At 43.1% G+C, this 16,144-nt stretch carries 17 protein-coding genes and 1 pseudogene; 5 read left to right on the top strand and 13 right to left on the bottom strand.

Translation table 11 applies throughout. The features are described 5' to 3' along the window. Positions 1 to 70: 70 nt before the first annotated feature. Entirely contained in the window at positions 71 to 304 is a 234-nt protein-coding gene (locus CAG60_RS10505; protein ID WP_154171065.1) for a DUF3389 domain-containing protein, read from the bottom strand. After that, positions 301 to 756, bottom strand: a complete 456-nt coding sequence (locus CAG60_RS10500; protein WP_161438893.1) for a hotdog fold thioesterase — start codon at positions 754 to 756, stop codon at positions 301 to 303. The genes CAG60_RS10505 and CAG60_RS10500 overlap by 4 nt, the downstream gene beginning before the upstream one ends. Positions 757 to 913: 157 nt before the next feature. On the opposite strand from CAG60_RS10500, the gene CAG60_RS10495 reads away from it, so the two are divergent. Next, positions 914 to 1,708, top strand: coding sequence for a M48 family metallopeptidase (locus CAG60_RS10495; protein WP_161438892.1), 795 nt, complete (start codon positions 914 to 916; stop codon positions 1,706 to 1,708). 138 nt (positions 1,709 to 1,846) lie between these two features. Beyond that, a complete protein-coding gene (locus CAG60_RS10490) occupies positions 1,847 to 2,413 on the top strand; it encodes a PhnA domain-containing protein (RefSeq protein ID WP_161438891.1) in 567 nt (188 codons plus the stop codon). A gap of 95 nt (positions 2,414 to 2,508) precedes the next feature. Here the strand turns inward: CAG60_RS10490 and CAG60_RS10485 are convergent, their stop codons facing one another. From CAG60_RS10485 to CAG60_RS10475, 3 genes are all read right to left on the bottom strand, one after another. Further along, positions 2,509 to 2,700, bottom strand: a complete 192-nt coding sequence (locus tag CAG60_RS10485) for a hypothetical protein (protein ID WP_161438889.1) — start codon at positions 2,698 to 2,700, stop codon at positions 2,509 to 2,511. A gap of 227 nt (positions 2,701 to 2,927) precedes the next feature. Continuing rightward, positions 2,928 to 3,905, bottom strand: a complete 978-nt coding sequence (locus CAG60_RS10480) for a TerC/Alx family metal homeostasis membrane protein (RefSeq protein WP_154171069.1) — start codon at positions 3,903 to 3,905, stop codon at positions 2,928 to 2,930. 405 nt (positions 3,906 to 4,310) lie between these two features. Continuing rightward, on the bottom strand, positions 4,311 to 6,050 hold the full coding sequence (locus tag CAG60_RS10475; protein ID WP_161426680.1) for a bifunctional metallophosphatase/5'-nucleotidase: 1,740 nt from the start codon (positions 6,048 to 6,050) through the stop codon (positions 4,311 to 4,313). Between the two features lie 252 nt (positions 6,051 to 6,302). Here CAG60_RS10475 and CAG60_RS10470 point away from each other — a divergent pair, with 252 nt between their 5' ends. Next, entirely contained in the window at positions 6,303 to 7,934 is a 1,632-nt protein-coding gene (locus CAG60_RS10470; protein WP_161438888.1) for an ATP-dependent endonuclease, read from the top strand. 210 nt (positions 7,935 to 8,144) lie between these two features. Here the strand turns inward: CAG60_RS10470 and CAG60_RS10465 are convergent, their stop codons facing one another. Together CAG60_RS10465 and CAG60_RS10460 are read right to left on the bottom strand one after the other, a co-directional pair. After that, positions 8,145 to 8,639, bottom strand: a complete 495-nt coding sequence (locus CAG60_RS10465) for a DUF1097 domain-containing protein (protein WP_161438887.1) — start codon at positions 8,637 to 8,639, stop codon at positions 8,145 to 8,147. Positions 8,640 to 8,802: 163 nt separating this feature from the next. Further along, positions 8,803 to 9,708: a LysR substrate-binding domain-containing protein gene (locus tag CAG60_RS10460; protein WP_004396351.1), complete on the bottom strand. Its 906-nt coding sequence runs from the start codon at positions 9,706 to 9,708 to the stop codon at positions 8,803 to 8,805. A gap of 217 nt (positions 9,709 to 9,925) precedes the next feature. Here CAG60_RS10460 and focA point away from each other — a divergent pair, with 217 nt between their 5' ends. Then, complete coding sequence (gene focA / locus CAG60_RS10455; RefSeq protein ID WP_161438886.1) at positions 9,926 to 11,380, top strand: formate transporter FocA; 1,455 nt, start codon at positions 9,926 to 9,928, stop codon at positions 11,378 to 11,380. A 112-nt stretch (positions 11,381 to 11,492) separates the two neighbouring features. Here the strand turns inward: focA and CAG60_RS10450 are convergent, their stop codons facing one another. Then, on the bottom strand, positions 11,493 to 12,056 hold the full coding sequence (locus CAG60_RS10450; RefSeq protein WP_161438885.1) for a YceI family protein: 564 nt from the start codon (positions 12,054 to 12,056) through the stop codon (positions 11,493 to 11,495). Beyond that, positions 12,053 to 12,592: a cytochrome b gene (locus tag CAG60_RS10445; RefSeq protein ID WP_161438884.1), complete on the bottom strand. Its 540-nt coding sequence runs from the start codon at positions 12,590 to 12,592 to the stop codon at positions 12,053 to 12,055. Before CAG60_RS10445 ends, CAG60_RS10450 begins: the two co-directional genes overlap by 4 nt. Before the next feature lie 521 nt (positions 12,593 to 13,113). Here CAG60_RS10445 and CAG60_RS10440 point away from each other — a divergent pair. Next, positions 13,114 to 13,749 (top strand): hypothetical protein, encoded by a 636-nt coding sequence (locus tag CAG60_RS10440; RefSeq protein WP_154171071.1) that lies wholly within the window; start codon positions 13,114 to 13,116, stop codon positions 13,747 to 13,749. 56 nt (positions 13,750 to 13,805) lie between these two features. Here CAG60_RS10440 and CAG60_RS10435 read toward each other — a convergent pair whose 3' ends face one another. The 4 genes and pseudogenes from CAG60_RS10435 to CAG60_RS16655 form a co-directional block, all read right to left on the bottom strand. Beyond that, complete coding sequence (locus CAG60_RS10435; RefSeq protein ID WP_161426583.1) at positions 13,806 to 14,192, bottom strand: CBS domain-containing protein; 387 nt, start codon at positions 14,190 to 14,192, stop codon at positions 13,806 to 13,808. Between the two features lie 12 nt (positions 14,193 to 14,204). Further along, entirely contained in the window at positions 14,205 to 14,570 is a 366-nt protein-coding gene (locus CAG60_RS10430) for a transcriptional regulator (protein WP_154171072.1), read from the bottom strand. Then, complete coding sequence (locus CAG60_RS16660; protein WP_224215239.1) at positions 14,567 to 15,292, bottom strand: DUF1538 domain-containing protein; 726 nt, start codon at positions 15,290 to 15,292, stop codon at positions 14,567 to 14,569. The genes CAG60_RS10430 and CAG60_RS16660 overlap by 4 nt, the downstream gene beginning before the upstream one ends. Before the next feature lie 81 nt (positions 15,293 to 15,373). Further along, positions 15,374 to 16,054, bottom strand: a pseudogene (locus CAG60_RS16655) (DUF1538 domain-containing protein); the annotation flags it as partial. Positions 16,055 to 16,144 lie beyond the last annotated feature (90 nt).

Genomic DNA, 16,144 nt, shown 5'->3' with positions numbered 1-16,144 from the left:
ACTCTATATCTTAAAAACTTACTACAGTTTCCTCTATTTAGGTCCTTCAGTGCAAGAGCAGGCCACCAGTTTAGGAGATATCGCAACCTAAAGATTGAGCAAGCTCAGATAATTGCTCACTGTTATCGAGCTTAACCGACCATTTTACACCACCACTGTTGGCTAACAATACATTCGCGCCTCTGCCAAGTAAAGTGACATTGTCACTTGATGATTGTAGGCTAATTGAATGTTCACCCAGTAAACGCACCACCACTTCATGTGCTGTGGCAATAATTTTCCCACCGGAAAATTCCATCATCATTCGCTTGCCTCGCTATCTTGGCTTACTTTATTACGCTGCTGTTTGACCGCCAACGTTAAACGGCTGACACAGACCAAGCGGCCTTGTTCATCGGTAATATCTATCTGCCAAACTTGAGTGGAAATCCCAATATGGATAGGTTTCGCCGTACCAATTACCTGACCTTGTCGCATAGCCCGCAAGTGATTAGCATTAATGTCTAATCCTACACAATAGCGAGTCTCATCGACGGCAAAATTACCGGCAATGGAGCCTAAGGTTTCAGCTAAAACCACCGATGCTCCACCATGCAACATTCCCAATGGTTGATGTGTATACGAACAGACTGGCATGGTTGCCGAGATAGTGTTTTCCGTGATCTCGGTATAAATAATATTCAAATGCTCCATCATGGTATTTTTTGACGTGGCATTTAATCGCTCTAAACTGATTGGCTTTTTCCAAATGTCCATGTTCACCCTTAATAAAATACATCAATAGCCGTCAACAACGCGCATCCAGCAATATTGCATCTCCAACAAACTTAGGTATATTTGGGTATATTGTACAACCACTTGGCTATCTATCCTACCGAGTCATTATAGGGATGATTATGATTAAGGATGTATTATGCGTTTAAGAATAAAAATCTTAAGCTTAATGATAACGTTGATGGGTTTAACCGCTTGCAGCGCTTCGCCAACTGGGCGCAACCAGCTATTGCTGTTCTCGAATACCCAAATGAGCACGCTCGGCGTGCAATCTTTTAGTCAAATGAAAAGTGAGTTGCCGATCAGTCAAGATGCGGCCTTGACTCGCTACGTACAATGCGTCACCGATGCCCTTCTTCAGTACGTCCCAGCACAGCCTAGCGTCGAGCAATGGGAAGTTGTCCTGTTTGATAGTCCACAAGTGAATGCTTTTGCCCTACCTGGCGGCAAAATCGGAGTTTATACCGGATTACTAAGCGTTGCCGTCAATCAAGATCAACTGGCAACGGTGATTAGTCATGAAATTGCTCATGTACTTGCCAATCATAGTAATGAACGCCTCTCTCAAGCCCAACTGGCCAATGTCGGATTACAAGTCACCGATGTTGCTTTAGGAGCTTCAGAATATGCACAATATCGTGATTTGACGATGGCGGCTTTAGGTGTCGGTGTTCAATATGGCGTGATTATGCCTTATGGCCGCCGCCAAGAATCAGAAGCGGATCGCTTAGGATTAACCTTAATGGCCCAAGCTGGGTTTGATCCGACACAAAGTATCGAACTATGGCGAAATATGGCAAGAGCTTCGATGGGACAGCAACCACCTGAGCTACTATCGACCCATCCTTCCCACAGCACACGCATTAATGATCTGGCTGCGAAGATCTCAACATTGCCAGATACCACGCGACAAGCGCCCAATTGTGGACCATAAACTAACATCCCGTTCAAAACGACTTTAATTGTCTTCACTACCCCGAGAGTTGCAGAATATTCTCGGGGTTTAACCCTTCCAATCGTAGGCATAAAGTGGATAATACCCGCGAACTTAATCTTATAGAGGTGGGAATCAATGTCTACTGAAGCAACTTTACTCGAACGCTGTGACTCAAAATGTGAACTGTGCGCAGCACAGAGCTCGCTGTCTCCTTATGTGGTTGCCCCGCATACACAGATCACCGTCGATCACGCTATCATGCTTTGCGCCACCTGCAGCTCACAAATCGAACAACCTGAAACGATGGACGCGAATCACTGGCGCTGTCTAAATGACAGTATGTGGAGCCAAGTGGCGCCCGTTCAGGTAATGGCATGGCGTCAACTCAAGCGCTTATCAGCAACAGAAAGCTGGGCGCAAGATTTGCTGGATATGATGTATATGGACGAAGCCCTTCAAAAATGGGCCGAAATTGGTATGAACGATGATGAAGATAAACCCCGTGACGTTAATGGTGTTGAACTCAAAAAAGGCGATGACATCACGGTGATCAAAGATCTTCCAGTGAAAGGCTCAAGCATGGTCATCAAACAAGGAACGGCGGTACGTGGTATTAACTTAACCGATGATCCAAAGCACATTCAGGGTAAAGTTAATGGTCAAACTATGTACATTATCGCTGAGTATTGCCGCAAGAAATAAGCAACTTTGTGCTTATCTTTGCTAAGCGCTAAATGTATATAGCAAAAAGCCGACGTTTTCGTCGGCTTTTGTCTTTTAACAACTTATCTTTTTGCTTAACGTGTTAATCCAATATCACGTTGAATATGGCTAGATAATTCTGCAGTGTGGTAATACGTTGTTTGTTTCGTTTCCACAAAAAGAATATCCACCAAATGAGTTATCAATCCTTTGAAGTTAACCGCATAGGTTTTTTTATCCATAGAGGTGGGTGCTGTTAAAGTACCTAAACGCATTGCTTGTGCCATGTGAGCCTCTCTTAATTCGGTAACTTATTTGCGCGCATTTTAAGCAAGCTATTGCTACAAAAGAAGTGACAAAATTTGTCATTTCGAATTAAAAAAACTAATGAAACAACTCCATAACAACTGCGGAATATATATTCAAAACAAACGCATTTAAAGCTACTATTTAACCATCAAATGCATAAGGACAATCGCTCTACGATTTTTCAGGCTTTTCATTAACAAATATTTTACTCTCGCGTAAAGTCACTATTTTCTAACTTAATAACAGAAGCTTGAGATCGAGCCTGCCCTTTAACAAGTGATGCGATGATCGCAAATAGCATGGTGGTTAATAGCACCGACAATGATATCCAAGTCGGGATTTCCCAGCGGGATCCAACCAGTAACATTTTTACGCCAATAAACATCATAATGAAAGCTAACGCCGGTTTTAAATAGATAAACTTATCCAGCAAGCCTTGTAAAACAAAAAATAATGAACGCAAGCCAAGCAAAGCGAAAACGTTAGCAGCAAGCACGAGAAAAGGCTCTCTGGTCACCGCAAAGATGGCTGGAATAGAATCCAGTGCAAACATCACGTCCATACAGGCGATCACACCAACAACGATCAACATCGGAGTAACCCACCAGCGTTTGCCAACACGTACCCAAAGTGCATGTCCTTGGTATTGATTCGTCACTCGACAGCAACGTCGGATGATTCTTTCTGCTAATGGATTAGCGTGACTCGCTGGCTTTTCTCGTAATAACTGCACACCCGTCCACATTAAGAACAGGGCAAACACATACAATAAGCCATGATATTGTTCGAGTAATTGAGCACCAACGATAATCATCACCGCACGCAACACAAGCGCGCCAATCACTCCGAACAAAAGCGCTCTTGGACGAAGCGACTCCGGCACAGCGTATTGATGAAAAATAATCGCAAAGACAAACAAATTATCAATACTAAGCGATTTCTCGAGTAGATAACCGGTTAGAAAAGCTAATGTTGCTTGCGAGGCGCTATAAGGGCTATGAACAGCATAATCATCCCAAAATAGATAAAGGACTGCCGCAAACAAAAACGCGAGTAAAATCCAGACCACGCTCCAGCTTAGCGCGCGTTGCAGGGTTATTCGGTTACCACGAGTTTGCCAAATATCCATAGCAACCAGAGCAAACGTTAATAACGCAAACGAAATGTAGATGATCGGGGTCATGCTTCCTCCACAGGCGGAAGGAAAACGGATTCTCGATAGGAAAACGACACCTTCCGCATACCAGTTAGTTCACTGCCTAAATAAGCAGTATGGAATGCGTTGGTCTCGTCGAAATAGAAGTGATAAACAAACTATTTATATTTGCCGGATAAGCGATGCTTAACGTGATGACGACAAATAAACAAATGGCGACTACTCCCCAAACGTCGCCATTTTATGCTGAGTCGCTACTTTCGTCTAGAGTTGATAGCAATTAAATTCCTGCGAAGGGCAAAGCATACACTAAACCTGCCCATAAACTAATCCAAACGACGACCACTAAAGCATCTAACCAGTCTTTGCTCCACATTGGCTTCTCCCCTGTTTGAGTCACAGCGCATAATGCTTTGCAAAGAACACGCCATATTAACGTGTGTATTGTCCCGTTTCTTGTCGTTCAGCGTCATTACTGAGTATCGAGGGGTTATCGGTTAAAAACTCAATAAAGGCATCGGCCATCGAAATCGTAGTGATTTTTCCTTCTCCTTTCATTTCTGTCAGTCCTTGATAGCCTTCTTTCCCTTTCATGGTATAAGCCGAAGACGTTCCCCAATATTCCTGTTCCGCTTGTACGGGATGCCACTGTCCCTTTTGCCAGATCTGTAAATTGGCGATCCGTTCTCCGAGCGGTCGTTCGGGCAGATACTCAAAGGAAAGATGGTGAGTATAAGGATAACTTCCCGCTCCCGTGCCCTCGACACCATTATTTAAAGCGTTATTAATTGCCCCTTCAAGGGCTTTAGCCAGGCTTTTACCTTTTAAACGATAAACGCCAATCGGCACGGCAAACGGAAGTAATTTTCCGGCAATATCGGCAACAGAAACAGCACCGGCAGATAAGGAGGTCCTCACACCGCCCGCATTATGAATCGCAAACTGAACCGGGTAGCCACGTTTACGCATCACATGCATAAAGGATCTCGCCACTAAAGGAGCCAATTCACTGGGGCCTTCTTGATCGGGAATACGCACATGACGTAGTGCTTGAGTAGCATGACCAATGATTTGTTGCTGCAACTCTCGCACACGAGGAATGTATTTATTGCGCAAAATAGCATGCACTTGCGGATCTTTTTTACACACCACGACATTAGGGTGGTTATTTACAAAATCACAGGCATCGAGATAAGCAGAATCACTGCCTGCTTCACTCATGCTCGCATCAAGAAATAATCGTCGACCAAGCAGTAATTCGTTACGCCCTGAGAAATTCACTACGTTACCTTGTTCATCAAAGTCTATCTGGCAGTGGCCTAACGCCAATGCATACAGCCCAGCTTGAACAACGTAAGTTTGGTTAATTTTTTGTCCATAGGATTCCTCACTACTTAACCCAAGTGAGCTAAAATCACCTTGCAATACGTGAGTATGACCACCGACGATTAAACTTATCCCATCGACCTTAGCCGCTAACTCTTTGTCAGCTTCATAGCCTAAGTGGCTGACGAGAATAATTTTATTAATCCCAGCATTGTGGATCTGTTGAATAGTATTCTTAGCTGTTTCTAACGCGTTGATAAATGGTGTATCAGCATCTGGGTTGGCTATCTCATCCATTTTATCCAAAGATAAACCGAAGAGAGCGATATCACTTCCCTGCGCAGATTTAACAATCCACCTAGCGCACTGTTTATCTACATCAAAGGCATGTACGCGCGGATTCATCGCTAAACGATGAGGTTTATCTTCATGCTCTTGCGATAAATCCCAGTTACCGGCAAGTAAAGGAAACTGGATACGCTCAGCAAATTGCGCCACCGGATCATTACCCATATCCAGCTCGTGATTCCCTAAAGTCATAGCATCAAGGCCCAGTGAATTGAGCATTTCTGCGTTCGCTAATCCTTTGAATAACGAAAAATAGAGCGTGCCTTGGAAACAATCGCCAGCGTGAACCAAGATAAACTCTCGCTGCATCCGCTTCGCATCGGCTCTTAACTGCTCAACACGAGTGGCGATACGTGCAAAACCGCCGGCACTGACAAAAGGCGTCATCGTTTGCCCGTCAATATTTAAGGTCAGTTGTAATGATGTTGGCTCAAAATAAGAATGGGTATCATTGATATGAGCCAGAGTGATTGATGTAATATTTTTTATTTTTTTCATAACTTTCTCTCTCTCTTTCGCGCTCATCCTAGCGGAAAAATCATGACAGAATCGTGACTTTTATGAAATAGGTTTGCAAAAAAAGTGTTCGACTGTCCTATCGTTTATTACGTAATACGAGATAAAAGGGATGAATTTGTGAGATGAGGACAAGTTTCAAGCCTTAACGGTCTGCTTTTTCAGACTTTTTCCTTTATGCTAAAAGAAAAGCTCAGCGTAAGCAGGCACGCGTTGAGAAAAAGGACCTTGCCAATGCATCTAGAACGTATTGAAATATCAGGATTTCGTGGCATTCGCCGTTTATCGCTCGCTTTTGATGAGTTAACCACCCTCATTGGTGAGAATACGTGGGGTAAATCCTCATTATTGGATGCGCTCTCGATCATGCTACCTGCCGATGGTCGGCCTTACCAGTTCGAATTGCAAGATTTCCACGTCGACTATTCTGTCTCTCACCCCCAAACCCAAGATATTCAAATCATTTTGAGTTTTGTCACTACTGAACCTCGCGAACACCGCGCAGGACGCTATCGCAAGCTGAAACCGGTGTGGCGACAAGACGAACAGGGCAATCAACGAATCATTTATCGTGTCAGCGGAACACGGGTACAGTACGATATCTCAACCGATTATGCTTTCTTAGATTTAGACGGTAATCCTATTTTAGTTCATGACAGCGCACAAATCGCTCAAACTCTGATGAATTTACATCCGGTGATCCGACTGCGAGATTCTCGACAATTTGAACGCCCCTTTGTCGAAGGTAACGGTAAAAACACTCGCGTTGAGAAACGCATTAATAATACATGTCGCCGCTTAATGGCGATTCCCGGCCATGTCAATAAAGGTGAAATGCGCAGTAGCCTGAGCGCTATGCAAGCCTTAGTCGAGCATTATTTTTCTTTCAAAGATCAAAAACGTAAAAACCCACGTCGTGAACGCGAAAGCTTAGTCTACGCTTCACCAAGCAACGATAAAAGCTTAACGCAAATTGTCGATGAAACCAAAAATCGCCAAACGCGTTTGTTACTACTCGGGCTACTTAATGCTTATCTTCAAGCGAAAGGACCCAATGATCTTCGCCGTTATGCGCGACCGATTTTAATCGTTGAAGATCCGGAAGGGCGTTTACACCCCACTCACTTAGCCAGAGCCTGGAGTCTTTTAGAGTTGTTACCGATGCAAAAGATCTTAACTACTAATAGTGGCGATCTCCTCGGCTCAGTCCCCCTGCACTCGATCCGTCGTTTAGTTCGACAATCAGATAAAACGATCGCCACCAGCATGCCGATCCATGGCGTTAGCCGAGATGAGTTAAGAAGAATTGGTTTTCATATTCGTTTTCATCGTTCTGGTGCGCTTTTCGCTCGCTGTTGGCTATTGGTAGAAGGCGAAACTGAAGTTTGGTTGTTTAGTGAATTAGCAAGACAATGTGGTTATAACTTAGCTGCAGAAGGCGTACAAATTATCGAGTTTGCCCAATCAGGATTAAAGTCGTTGATCAAAGTGGCTAAAGCTTTTTCTATTGAATGGCATGTGGTTACTGACGGCGATCCTGCAGGTAAGAAATACGCGGCAACAGTGATCGGCAAGTTGGGCAATGATCAACCTCGACATCGATTAACCGAACTCCCTGATCGTGATATCGAGCATTTTCTCTATTCTCACGGCTTTGAAGACTTTTTTAAAGACATGGTCAAGATCCCTCATGATCATCCTATTCCAGCTAAAAAAGTGGTTAGCCGCGTACTCAAAAAACACGCAAAACCTGACTTAGCTTTGGCGATTGTTTCTCACTGCGATAAAAATGGTCTTGAATCTATCCCGGTCCTACTACGCTGGACACTGAAACGCGTGATTACGATGGCAAACGGTCATGGCTAGAGAGCACCGAACGTTCGATCAATAAACAAAGAAAAAGCACAGCCAGTTAACTTTAGGCTGTGCTTAGTATCAAAGGAGCAAAACAGTCACATTTAGGGGAAATATGAATGTCGATATCAGAAAAGATGATATGAGGTCATTGATACAAAAATAAGCAATGCAATCCAACCATCGTATTTTGAAGAATGGATCCGTTATCAAGTAAACGATTTAACTGACCCGATTGATGGATTTTAAGCGTTTAGTTTGAGAAGCATTTTGTGCGCGTTGATGAAGCCACACTCCACTCGTTTTCATTAAATAACCAAAAACTCCCCCAAGCAGTAATGAAGGGATCACCAAAGGCCATTGCTCTGCTGCGGCAAATGTTGCGCAAGATCCAATAAAGGTACCGGGAATATAAGCAAGCCAACTTTTACTCGCTTGAATACACATCATAAAGGCAACCATTGCAGTAATGATATAACCTAATACATCAACCCCCATCCACGAAGAGCTGTAGATAATCACTAACCCCCAGAAAACCCCGCTGATGTTACACAGTAAACTTTGCAGTAATCCTCTGATCCCTTCATTGGGCGTAGCAAAAAAACTGGTGCAACCTAAAAAACCAGCCCAAGAGAGAAGCCCTAACGAGACAGCAATCCATCCCCAAAGACCCGATAAGATCCCTGTTGTCAGTGAAATGGCGAATAGTATATTCATGATCTTCTCCGCAGTGACTCGCTTGCAAACAACCTTATCAATGAGCGGCATAGTAAAGGGGAACAAACACAATAACCAGTGATCAGGAACACATATTTAAAGTAACAATTGAAGTTTAATACATAAAATTGTGACGCAAACGGTAAATCAACAGATTTAGGAACTAAAGAACATAGGGCTTACCCTTCATCATCCGTAATCCTTCACGCCGAATACATTCCGCTAACGGGTTTTCAGCCATATCTGCTCGCCAAATAAAAGTTAATGTTCTCTCCATACTCAGCTGGGGAACATTCAGCGCCACTAACTGACCATTTTGAATAAATCGTTCGACATCCAAATAAGGCAAACAGGTTAAATAGGGGCCATTTTCTACCAAACTACGCAGCACGGGAACATGCTCATATTCACGCCATACATCCAAATCCGGGATAAGCTTATGCACTGCACTCTCAAAAATACCACGCGTCCCTGAGCCCTGTTCACGTAATACCCATTTCGCTTGTTCTAATTGGGCTAAACTCACCACATCGCGTTTCGCAAACGGATGATGAGCGGAAGTAACAATACATAAGTGATCACGACACCAAACTTCTTGGAGAATTCGGCTATCATCACAACGACCTTCGATGATCCCTAAATCATAGCGATAATCTAAAATACCGTCGATCACGCTCTGGGTACTTCTGACGCCCAGCTCAATGCGGATCTCTGGAAAATCACTATCAATAATACTGATAAGATCGGGGACAAGATGTTCCGCAGGAGTTTGACTCGCACCAAGACGAATCTCTCCACTCAATAAATGCTGATCATAAAAGCCCATTTCAATTTGTTGAGCATCTTGCAGTAGGCGTTTCGCTTTCGGACGCAACCACATCCCCCAATGGGTCAGTGCCATCTGCTTGCCTTGACGTTCAAATAGTGGACGCCCTAACATTTTTTCTAGCTGTGCGAGCGACATACTGGTGGCTGACTGAGTTAAGGCGAGTTTATCTGCCGCGACACTGACACTACCGGAATCTGCTACCGCATCAAAAACGGCCAACTGTTTTAATGAATATCGCACTCTACATCCTTTTTATAACCATCATTACCCTGCCCATAATGAGCAATTCGTTTCATTTTACTGGCTCACCCAACTATATCAATAAAATTGATAGGGTAACCAAGAATTATCCATTTTACCGCCCTGCTCGTCTGCCCTAGTCTGGTTTGGTAACAACCCATACGGCGTTGTTTAATTTGTCAGGAGGTAATTATGAATGTGAGTCTGGAGAGCGCGTATGTCGACAGCCAACGCTGAAAATCAACACTATTTTTCACCCTATGAAATGATGGCTGAAGCGGAAAAGTTTGCTTTAAGTAAAGCACAAAAAACCAGTGGACTGACGCTAAGTCTAGCGGTAATGGCCGGTGCATTTATTGGTTTGGCTTTTTTGTTTTACATTACCGTAACCACAGGGAGTGAGAGTGCTGGCTGGGGATTAAGTCGTCTCGCTGGTGGCCTTGCTTTTAGTATGGGGCTAATACTGATTGTCATTTGTGGTGGTGAGTTATTCACCAGCTCAGTGCTATCAAGCATTTCATGGGCCAATAAACAGATAAGCTTTAGCAAAATGCTCGCTATCTGGGGCAAAGTATACGTGGGCAATTTTATTGGTGCGATGTTCCTACTTTTGTTGGTCGCTGCTGCGGGCTTGTATCAATTAGATAACGGTCAATGGGGGCTTAATGCGCTAAATATCGCTCAACATAAACTGCACCATACGGCCGTTCAAGCTTTCGCCTTAGGGGTGCTTTGTAACCTTTTGGTGTGTTTAGCCATCTGGTTAACTTTTAGTTCAGCCAATGCGATGACTAAAGCCGCGATGACAATATTGCCAGTAGCGATGTTTGTCTCCAGTGGCTTTGAGCACTGTGTTGCCAATATGTTCATGATCCCTCTTGGTATTGTGATTCATACCTTTGCTCCGGAAAGCTTCTGGATACAGGTCGGCAGCACTCCCGCTCAGTACGCCGACCTCAATATCTCTGCTTTTATTACGGCCAATCTTATCCCTGTCACTTTAGGAAATATTGTCGGCGGTGCCGTTCTGGTTGGTTTAGCAAATTGGTCAATTTATCGTCGCCCACATTTAAAAGCCGCTCATGTGAGCACAATAACAAAAACTACCCCTCTTCAGTCGGTTAAGGAAACTACTATGAAAAACGCAATCATCGTTCAAGATATGATGGATAAAAAAGCCATTACTCTCAGTGCAGAGACACCTGTACCCTTCGCTATCGATACTCTACTGGATAATTATCTTACCGCCGCTCCTGTCGTCGATCGCCAAGGTCGTTTGATCGGCATGTTCTCAGCTCACGATGTGATGGTCGAACTATGGTGCCAAGATTATTTACCGAATGCAGAACAAAAAGTTGTTGATTTAATGACTCGTGATGTCATTGCTATTAATGCGAGTGATAGTTTAGTTGATGTGGCGGAGTTCTTCTGTATCGATAAAGAGCAGCTTTTCCCAACGACCAGTATGGGCATTGCCACCCGATTTAATGCGTTGTCAGTTGAAGAGCGAGCCAAAAGCATGAAAGTCAGTAAACCCTATGTGCTGCCAGTTTTGGACAAAGGGCAATTTGTCGGTGTTCTGAATCGCAATCATGTGTTGGCCGAGCTACGTGCGATTTATGGTGAACGAGTGACGGCGGTTAAAACAGAAAAAGAGTTAGCAAGAGCCTAAACAGCGAGTCCTCATTATCGGCCGATACACACGATAAATGATAGGCAAAAAAATTCCCTGATAATTCAGGGAATTTTCTATTTAATCAATCGAACAGAATGACATCGACCAATTATTTCTTGATGCCTTCAACATGCAGTTCCATGTCAACGTAACTTGATGGGCCAACCACTTTAATCGCGAAGTCTTTTAATTCTAGACGAGTCGTACCCATGAATCCGGCACGCTGCCCACCCCAAGGATCCGTACCTGCACCAATAAACTGAGCATCGATAGTAATTGGTTTAGTATGACCATGCAAAGTAAGATCACCAGTAATCGCTAAGTTACCATCGCCTTTATCCACCACATCAGTGCTGGTAAATGTCGCGGTAGAAAATTGCGAGGCATTGATAAAATCTGCGCTGCGGATGTGGCGATCTCGCTCTGCGTGATTAGAATCGAGACTGCGTGTATCAACATTTACCGTAACTTTTGAAGCTGCAATATTCTCAGGATCATAAGAAAACTCACCATTAAAGGTATTAAAACGACCTTTAATATAACTAAAACCTAAATGGTTTACTTTAAAGTTGATAGAAGCATGAGCTCCTTGAGTATCAATTACATAGTCAGCAGCGTTAGCACTAAAAGGTAATGCCAAAGCGAACGCTAATCCAAGTAAGCTCTTTTTCATTTTTTTGCTCCTGTCATTTTACGTAAGGTATTGTTTTTATCGATAAAGTGATGTTTCAATGCCGCGAGTGCATGAATCGAGACCATGATGATCAGAAACCAAGCGGCATAAAAATGAACATCACCAGAGATATCCGTCTGTCTTGGAAACAAACTACCAAGGCTAGGTACAGTGAACCAATCGAACACCGAAATGCCTCGTCCATCGGCGGTAGAAATTAAGTAACCAGAAATAAAGATCACGGCTAAATTCACATAGATAAGCTTATGAACAATGTTGGCAGCGATACGCTCAAGTGGTTTACCTTCCACGGAGGGTGACGGCGTCACTAACTTCCAAATAAAACGAAATAAGGTTAACCCTGCCAGTAATATACCTATCGATTTGTGCCAATACGGGACCGTGTGATACCACTGGCTGTAGTAGGATAAATCGACCATCCATAGACCCGCTGCAAACATACCAATAACAATAATAGCGGATAGCCAATGAATAATTTGCAGCGGTCGATTGTAATGTGTCACTTGGGTCTTCATAGGATTTCTCTTTGTAAAAGTGCCGAGTTGATACATCTTGATAACAGAGTATTTACCATTTGTACCGCTCTGGATAGACAAGGCAATTGATGATGTTGTTCAATTTATTTGAAGAAACTTTTCTATGCCATGTTTCACATGGTGTGACTGACACCGAAAAACTAATTATTGTTTAATTTCAAATAGTTAATTAAATTGACAGATATGCACTTCAACTTAAGTGGTAACATTATGAAACATATTGCCTTGATATGTTCTCGCTTGACTCAGAAAAATGAAAAGAAAAATGTATGCTATAGCACACTCTACACTGCTTTCAGTTGCCAAGCTCATCGCGATTGATTCATCATGTCACTAGCGATGGTGCTCTTTTAGTCAAAGCCAACTGATTGACCATCCACCATTATTTATTGGGTGGTGGATGTGTGAAGGTTAACTTTTTCGAGAGCAATGGGATTTGAATTTTAGGAAGCGATTAAAGTGGGATCGTTTAAATACATTTTGCTAAGGAGTACATCGCCTTGCTGTTGGATATAGTGACGCAAAGTGTCAATGAGTTTCAAGCCGATTGTCTAAAGCTATGTGAAAAGCACTACCCTACTATTCATAATCAAGGAATGAGTCAACATCACCTCAGCCAAGCTTTTGCCCGGCGACTAGCGCGCACGTTAACTGAATTTGGTCATACCTGTGAATACATGCCGTTAGACTTTATGCCCAACAATGAACTTCCTTATCATTTTAGAGTGAGCAGTGATGTAGGGACGGTGTGGATATTAACGCAACATATGGTGAGTGCGGGGAAAACGTGCCGCGCAAAATTATTGCGCGATATTTGCGCTTGGAAACAAGAATATGCTTATGCCATTCAACCCAATGACCTATTACTCTTGCTCACCGATCATTGGATAAGTCGCAGCCAAAAAAGTCGTGAGTTGTTGCATTGGTGGACAGGACGATTGCCCGATGAACTGGCAGACTATCATGCACAAGGCATCACTCTCTATGAAAGTGAATCACAACTGCTACAAACGTTAGAATCCACTTTTACCATGACACCCTGCTATATTAAGTATGGCCACCCTCTTAAGCGCTCTAAAAACCAACAGCTCGTACGTAAATATATTCAGCTTTATGCAGTATTACAAGGTGCCTAATCTACGATACGCTACGGCCTAGGTGTCCACCTAAGCCGCTGATCGTCGTGATAATATTAATCGATGCGGGCCAGTAAGGCATCCATGATATCATCCATCGAAACAAACCCGAGCAGTTGATTATCATTTAAAACCAGTAGACGTTTAATATGTTGTTGAGTCATCAGCGCCGCAACATGTTTTAACGCGAGATTTTCACCAACCGAGATCGCCGGTTTAGCGCATACGTCATAGACATTCAATAAATCAATATCACCACCTTCAGCAATCACTGTTTTGACAATATCGGTATAAGTGATTAAACCAAACGCATCATTGGCATTTTGCTGTTCAACGACCAGAGATTTTAAATGATGTTTTTTCATCAACATCATGGCTTCACGTAACTTGGCAAACGGCGATATAGTGACAACGTCACGAATCATAACGTCTTTTACTAACATAGGGTTTTATCCTTATAAAGTGTCTTTTAACTGCTGTTGGAACAGCTGCTGTTCAAATTTATCCAGTTGATTGAGGTCAATCCCTGCTAGATGTTCTAATCCAATCGTAAAAGCAATGCCTCTTGAATCTTCTTCACTTGGACGTAACAGTACTTGCAATGATTTCAGCACTTGTAAAGAGAGAGACTTCTCGAGCACCATGAGCAAAACGGATTGACTACCATCGTAGGTTAAGCCAAAAAACGTTTTTCTGGTCTCATTGCTGATGCCTCGACCTGCTAATACGGTAATACCACCTGCGCCTTGCTCACGAGCGGTATCAATCGCTTCTTGCTCGAATTCTTCGGGGACGATGGCAACTAATACGGAAAACTTCATGATTTCACCTTTGAAAATTGAAAATACCATTGTGTGAAAATGGCGTAGAGCATAACTGTAACAATAGGAAAAATAGAGGCGAAGGCAATCAGACCAAAGCCATCAATTAGGACATTTCGACCTTCGATATGAGTCGCTAAACCAATACCGAGAGCCGTGATTAAAGGTACCGTAACCTCGGAGGTCGTCACCCCACCAAGATCATAGGCTAACGCGATGATGTACTTCGGTGCCAACATCGTCAAAATAATCACTAAGGTATAACCCGCCATAATAAAATAGTGCATCGAACCACCAATAATGATGCGATGTACACCAATCGCGATTCCGGTCGCGACCCCAAACGCCACCAATATTCTGATCGTATTACCTTTAACTTTACCTGCCGCCGCTTCTTCAGCTTGTTGTCCTACGGCAAGCAAGGCAGGTTCAGCCATGGTAGTAGCAAAACCTATCATAAAAGCAAATAGATAAATGTAGAATAATTGATCTCGGCCGATAAGTTGTTCCGCCATTGCGCTACCAATCGGAAATAGACCTAATTTTAAACCGACAACAAAGGCATACAGTCCAACGATAACTAATGAAAAACCAAAGATAATCTGTTTAGGATTACTTAATCGTCGACGTAAAATAATGTACTGAAAGAATAAGATAGTGATGATTATCGGTAATACATCCCTAACCATGCTGGCAAGTTCAAGCAGTGGCGTAACCCACATAGGCAGTTGATTCGTTGTTTCGTCACCGAGTATTGTCAGAACGTCATGTACTTCTGGCTGCGAATAAACATAAATGCCATACAACTGCACACTGATCATGGGAACCATTACCGCTAACGCCACTAAACCAAACCCATCAATCAGTGGATTTCGCCCACGAATAGAGCTGGCAAGACCAATCCCCATCGCAGCAATCAAAGGAACGGTGACAATATTGGTGGTAACGCCCCCCGAATCATAAGCAAGCCCAACGATTTCTTCTGGAGCAAAATAGGTAATGGTTACAACCAGCAAATAACCAATAATCATAAACCAATGTAAGGGATATCCCATGATGGTACGAAAGACACCCAGCGCAATGACGAAACCAACCGACGTTGCAACCAATAAGCGTAAAGTAAGCCCATCAATACGTCCTTCACTAATGGTTTGTGCCTGTTCTGCTACCGCAATCAGTGCCGGTTCAGCAACCACGGCAGAAAATCCCATCGCAAAACCAAAACTGAGTAAAATAGGAATCGAGCCGCGCCGTGCAAATTGGTTAGCCAAGCTTTTTCCGACAGGAAAGATACTTAACTCTAACCCTTGTAGAAATAGAGCAACACCAACCGCCACTACCAACAAACCAAATGTCATCGTCCACACATCATCTGGAACTTGACGTAAGATCACGAGCTGAAAGAAAAGCACGACAGCAACAATCGGCAATAAATTTTTTAATGCATGCAAAAGCGCATGATAAAAATCCTTGATAAATAACATCATTATTCCTGTTTTACGTGAAGAGAGTCCATTGTGCTGTCAAAACGGACAATAATTAGCCGCTGTTATTTGAAATAATACATATTAATC

Source organism: Vibrio sp. V33_P6A3T137, from assembly GCF_009904835.1.
GTDB lineage: Bacteria > Pseudomonadota > Gammaproteobacteria > Enterobacterales > Vibrionaceae > Vibrio > Vibrio metschnikovii.
Note: the sequence above shows the minus strand (reverse complement) of the source record. Positions and strands in the feature narration are given on the sequence as shown.

Bases quoted from the DNA above. Each gene is read 5' to 3' on its own strand.
- CAG60_RS10505 (WP_154171065.1), bottom strand. From the start codon at position 304: ATGATGATGGAATTTTCCGGTGGGAAAATTATTGCCACAGCACATGAA.
- CAG60_RS10500 (WP_161438893.1), bottom strand. From the start codon at position 756: ATGGACATTTGGAAAAAGCCAATCAGTTTAGAGCGATTAAATGCCACG.
- CAG60_RS10495 (WP_161438892.1), top strand. From the start codon at position 914: ATGCGTTTAAGAATAAAAATCTTAAGCTTAATGATAACGTTGATGGGT.
- CAG60_RS10490 (WP_161438891.1), top strand. From the start codon at position 1,847: ATGTCTACTGAAGCAACTTTACTCGAACGCTGTGACTCAAAATGTGAA.
- CAG60_RS10485 (WP_161438889.1), bottom strand. From the start codon at position 2,700: ATGGCACAAGCAATGCGTTTAGGTACTTTAACAGCACCCACCTCTATG.
- CAG60_RS10480 (WP_154171069.1), bottom strand. From the start codon at position 3,905: ATGACCCCGATCATCTACATTTCGTTTGCGTTATTAACGTTTGCTCTG.
- CAG60_RS10475 (WP_161426680.1), bottom strand. From the start codon at position 6,050: ATGAAAAAAATAAAAAATATTACATCAATCACTCTGGCTCATATCAAT.
- CAG60_RS10470 (WP_161438888.1), top strand. From the start codon at position 6,303: ATGCATCTAGAACGTATTGAAATATCAGGATTTCGTGGCATTCGCCGT.
- CAG60_RS10465 (WP_161438887.1), bottom strand. From the start codon at position 8,639: ATGAATATACTATTCGCCATTTCACTGACAACAGGGATCTTATCGGGT.
- focA (WP_161438886.1), top strand. From the start codon at position 9,926: ATGTCGACAGCCAACGCTGAAAATCAACACTATTTTTCACCCTATGAA.
- CAG60_RS10450 (WP_161438885.1), bottom strand. From the start codon at position 12,056: ATGAAAAAGAGCTTACTTGGATTAGCGTTCGCTTTGGCATTACCTTTT.
- CAG60_RS10445 (WP_161438884.1), bottom strand. From the start codon at position 12,592: ATGAAGACCCAAGTGACACATTACAATCGACCGCTGCAAATTATTCAT.
- CAG60_RS10435 (WP_161426583.1), bottom strand. From the start codon at position 14,192: ATGTTAGTAAAAGACGTTATGATTCGTGACGTTGTCACTATATCGCCG.
- CAG60_RS10430 (WP_154171072.1), bottom strand. From the start codon at position 14,570: ATGAAGTTTTCCGTATTAGTTGCCATCGTCCCCGAAGAATTCGAGCAA.
- CAG60_RS16660 (WP_224215239.1), bottom strand. From the start codon at position 15,292: ATGTGGGTTACGCCACTGCTTGAACTTGCCAGCATGGTTAGGGATGTA.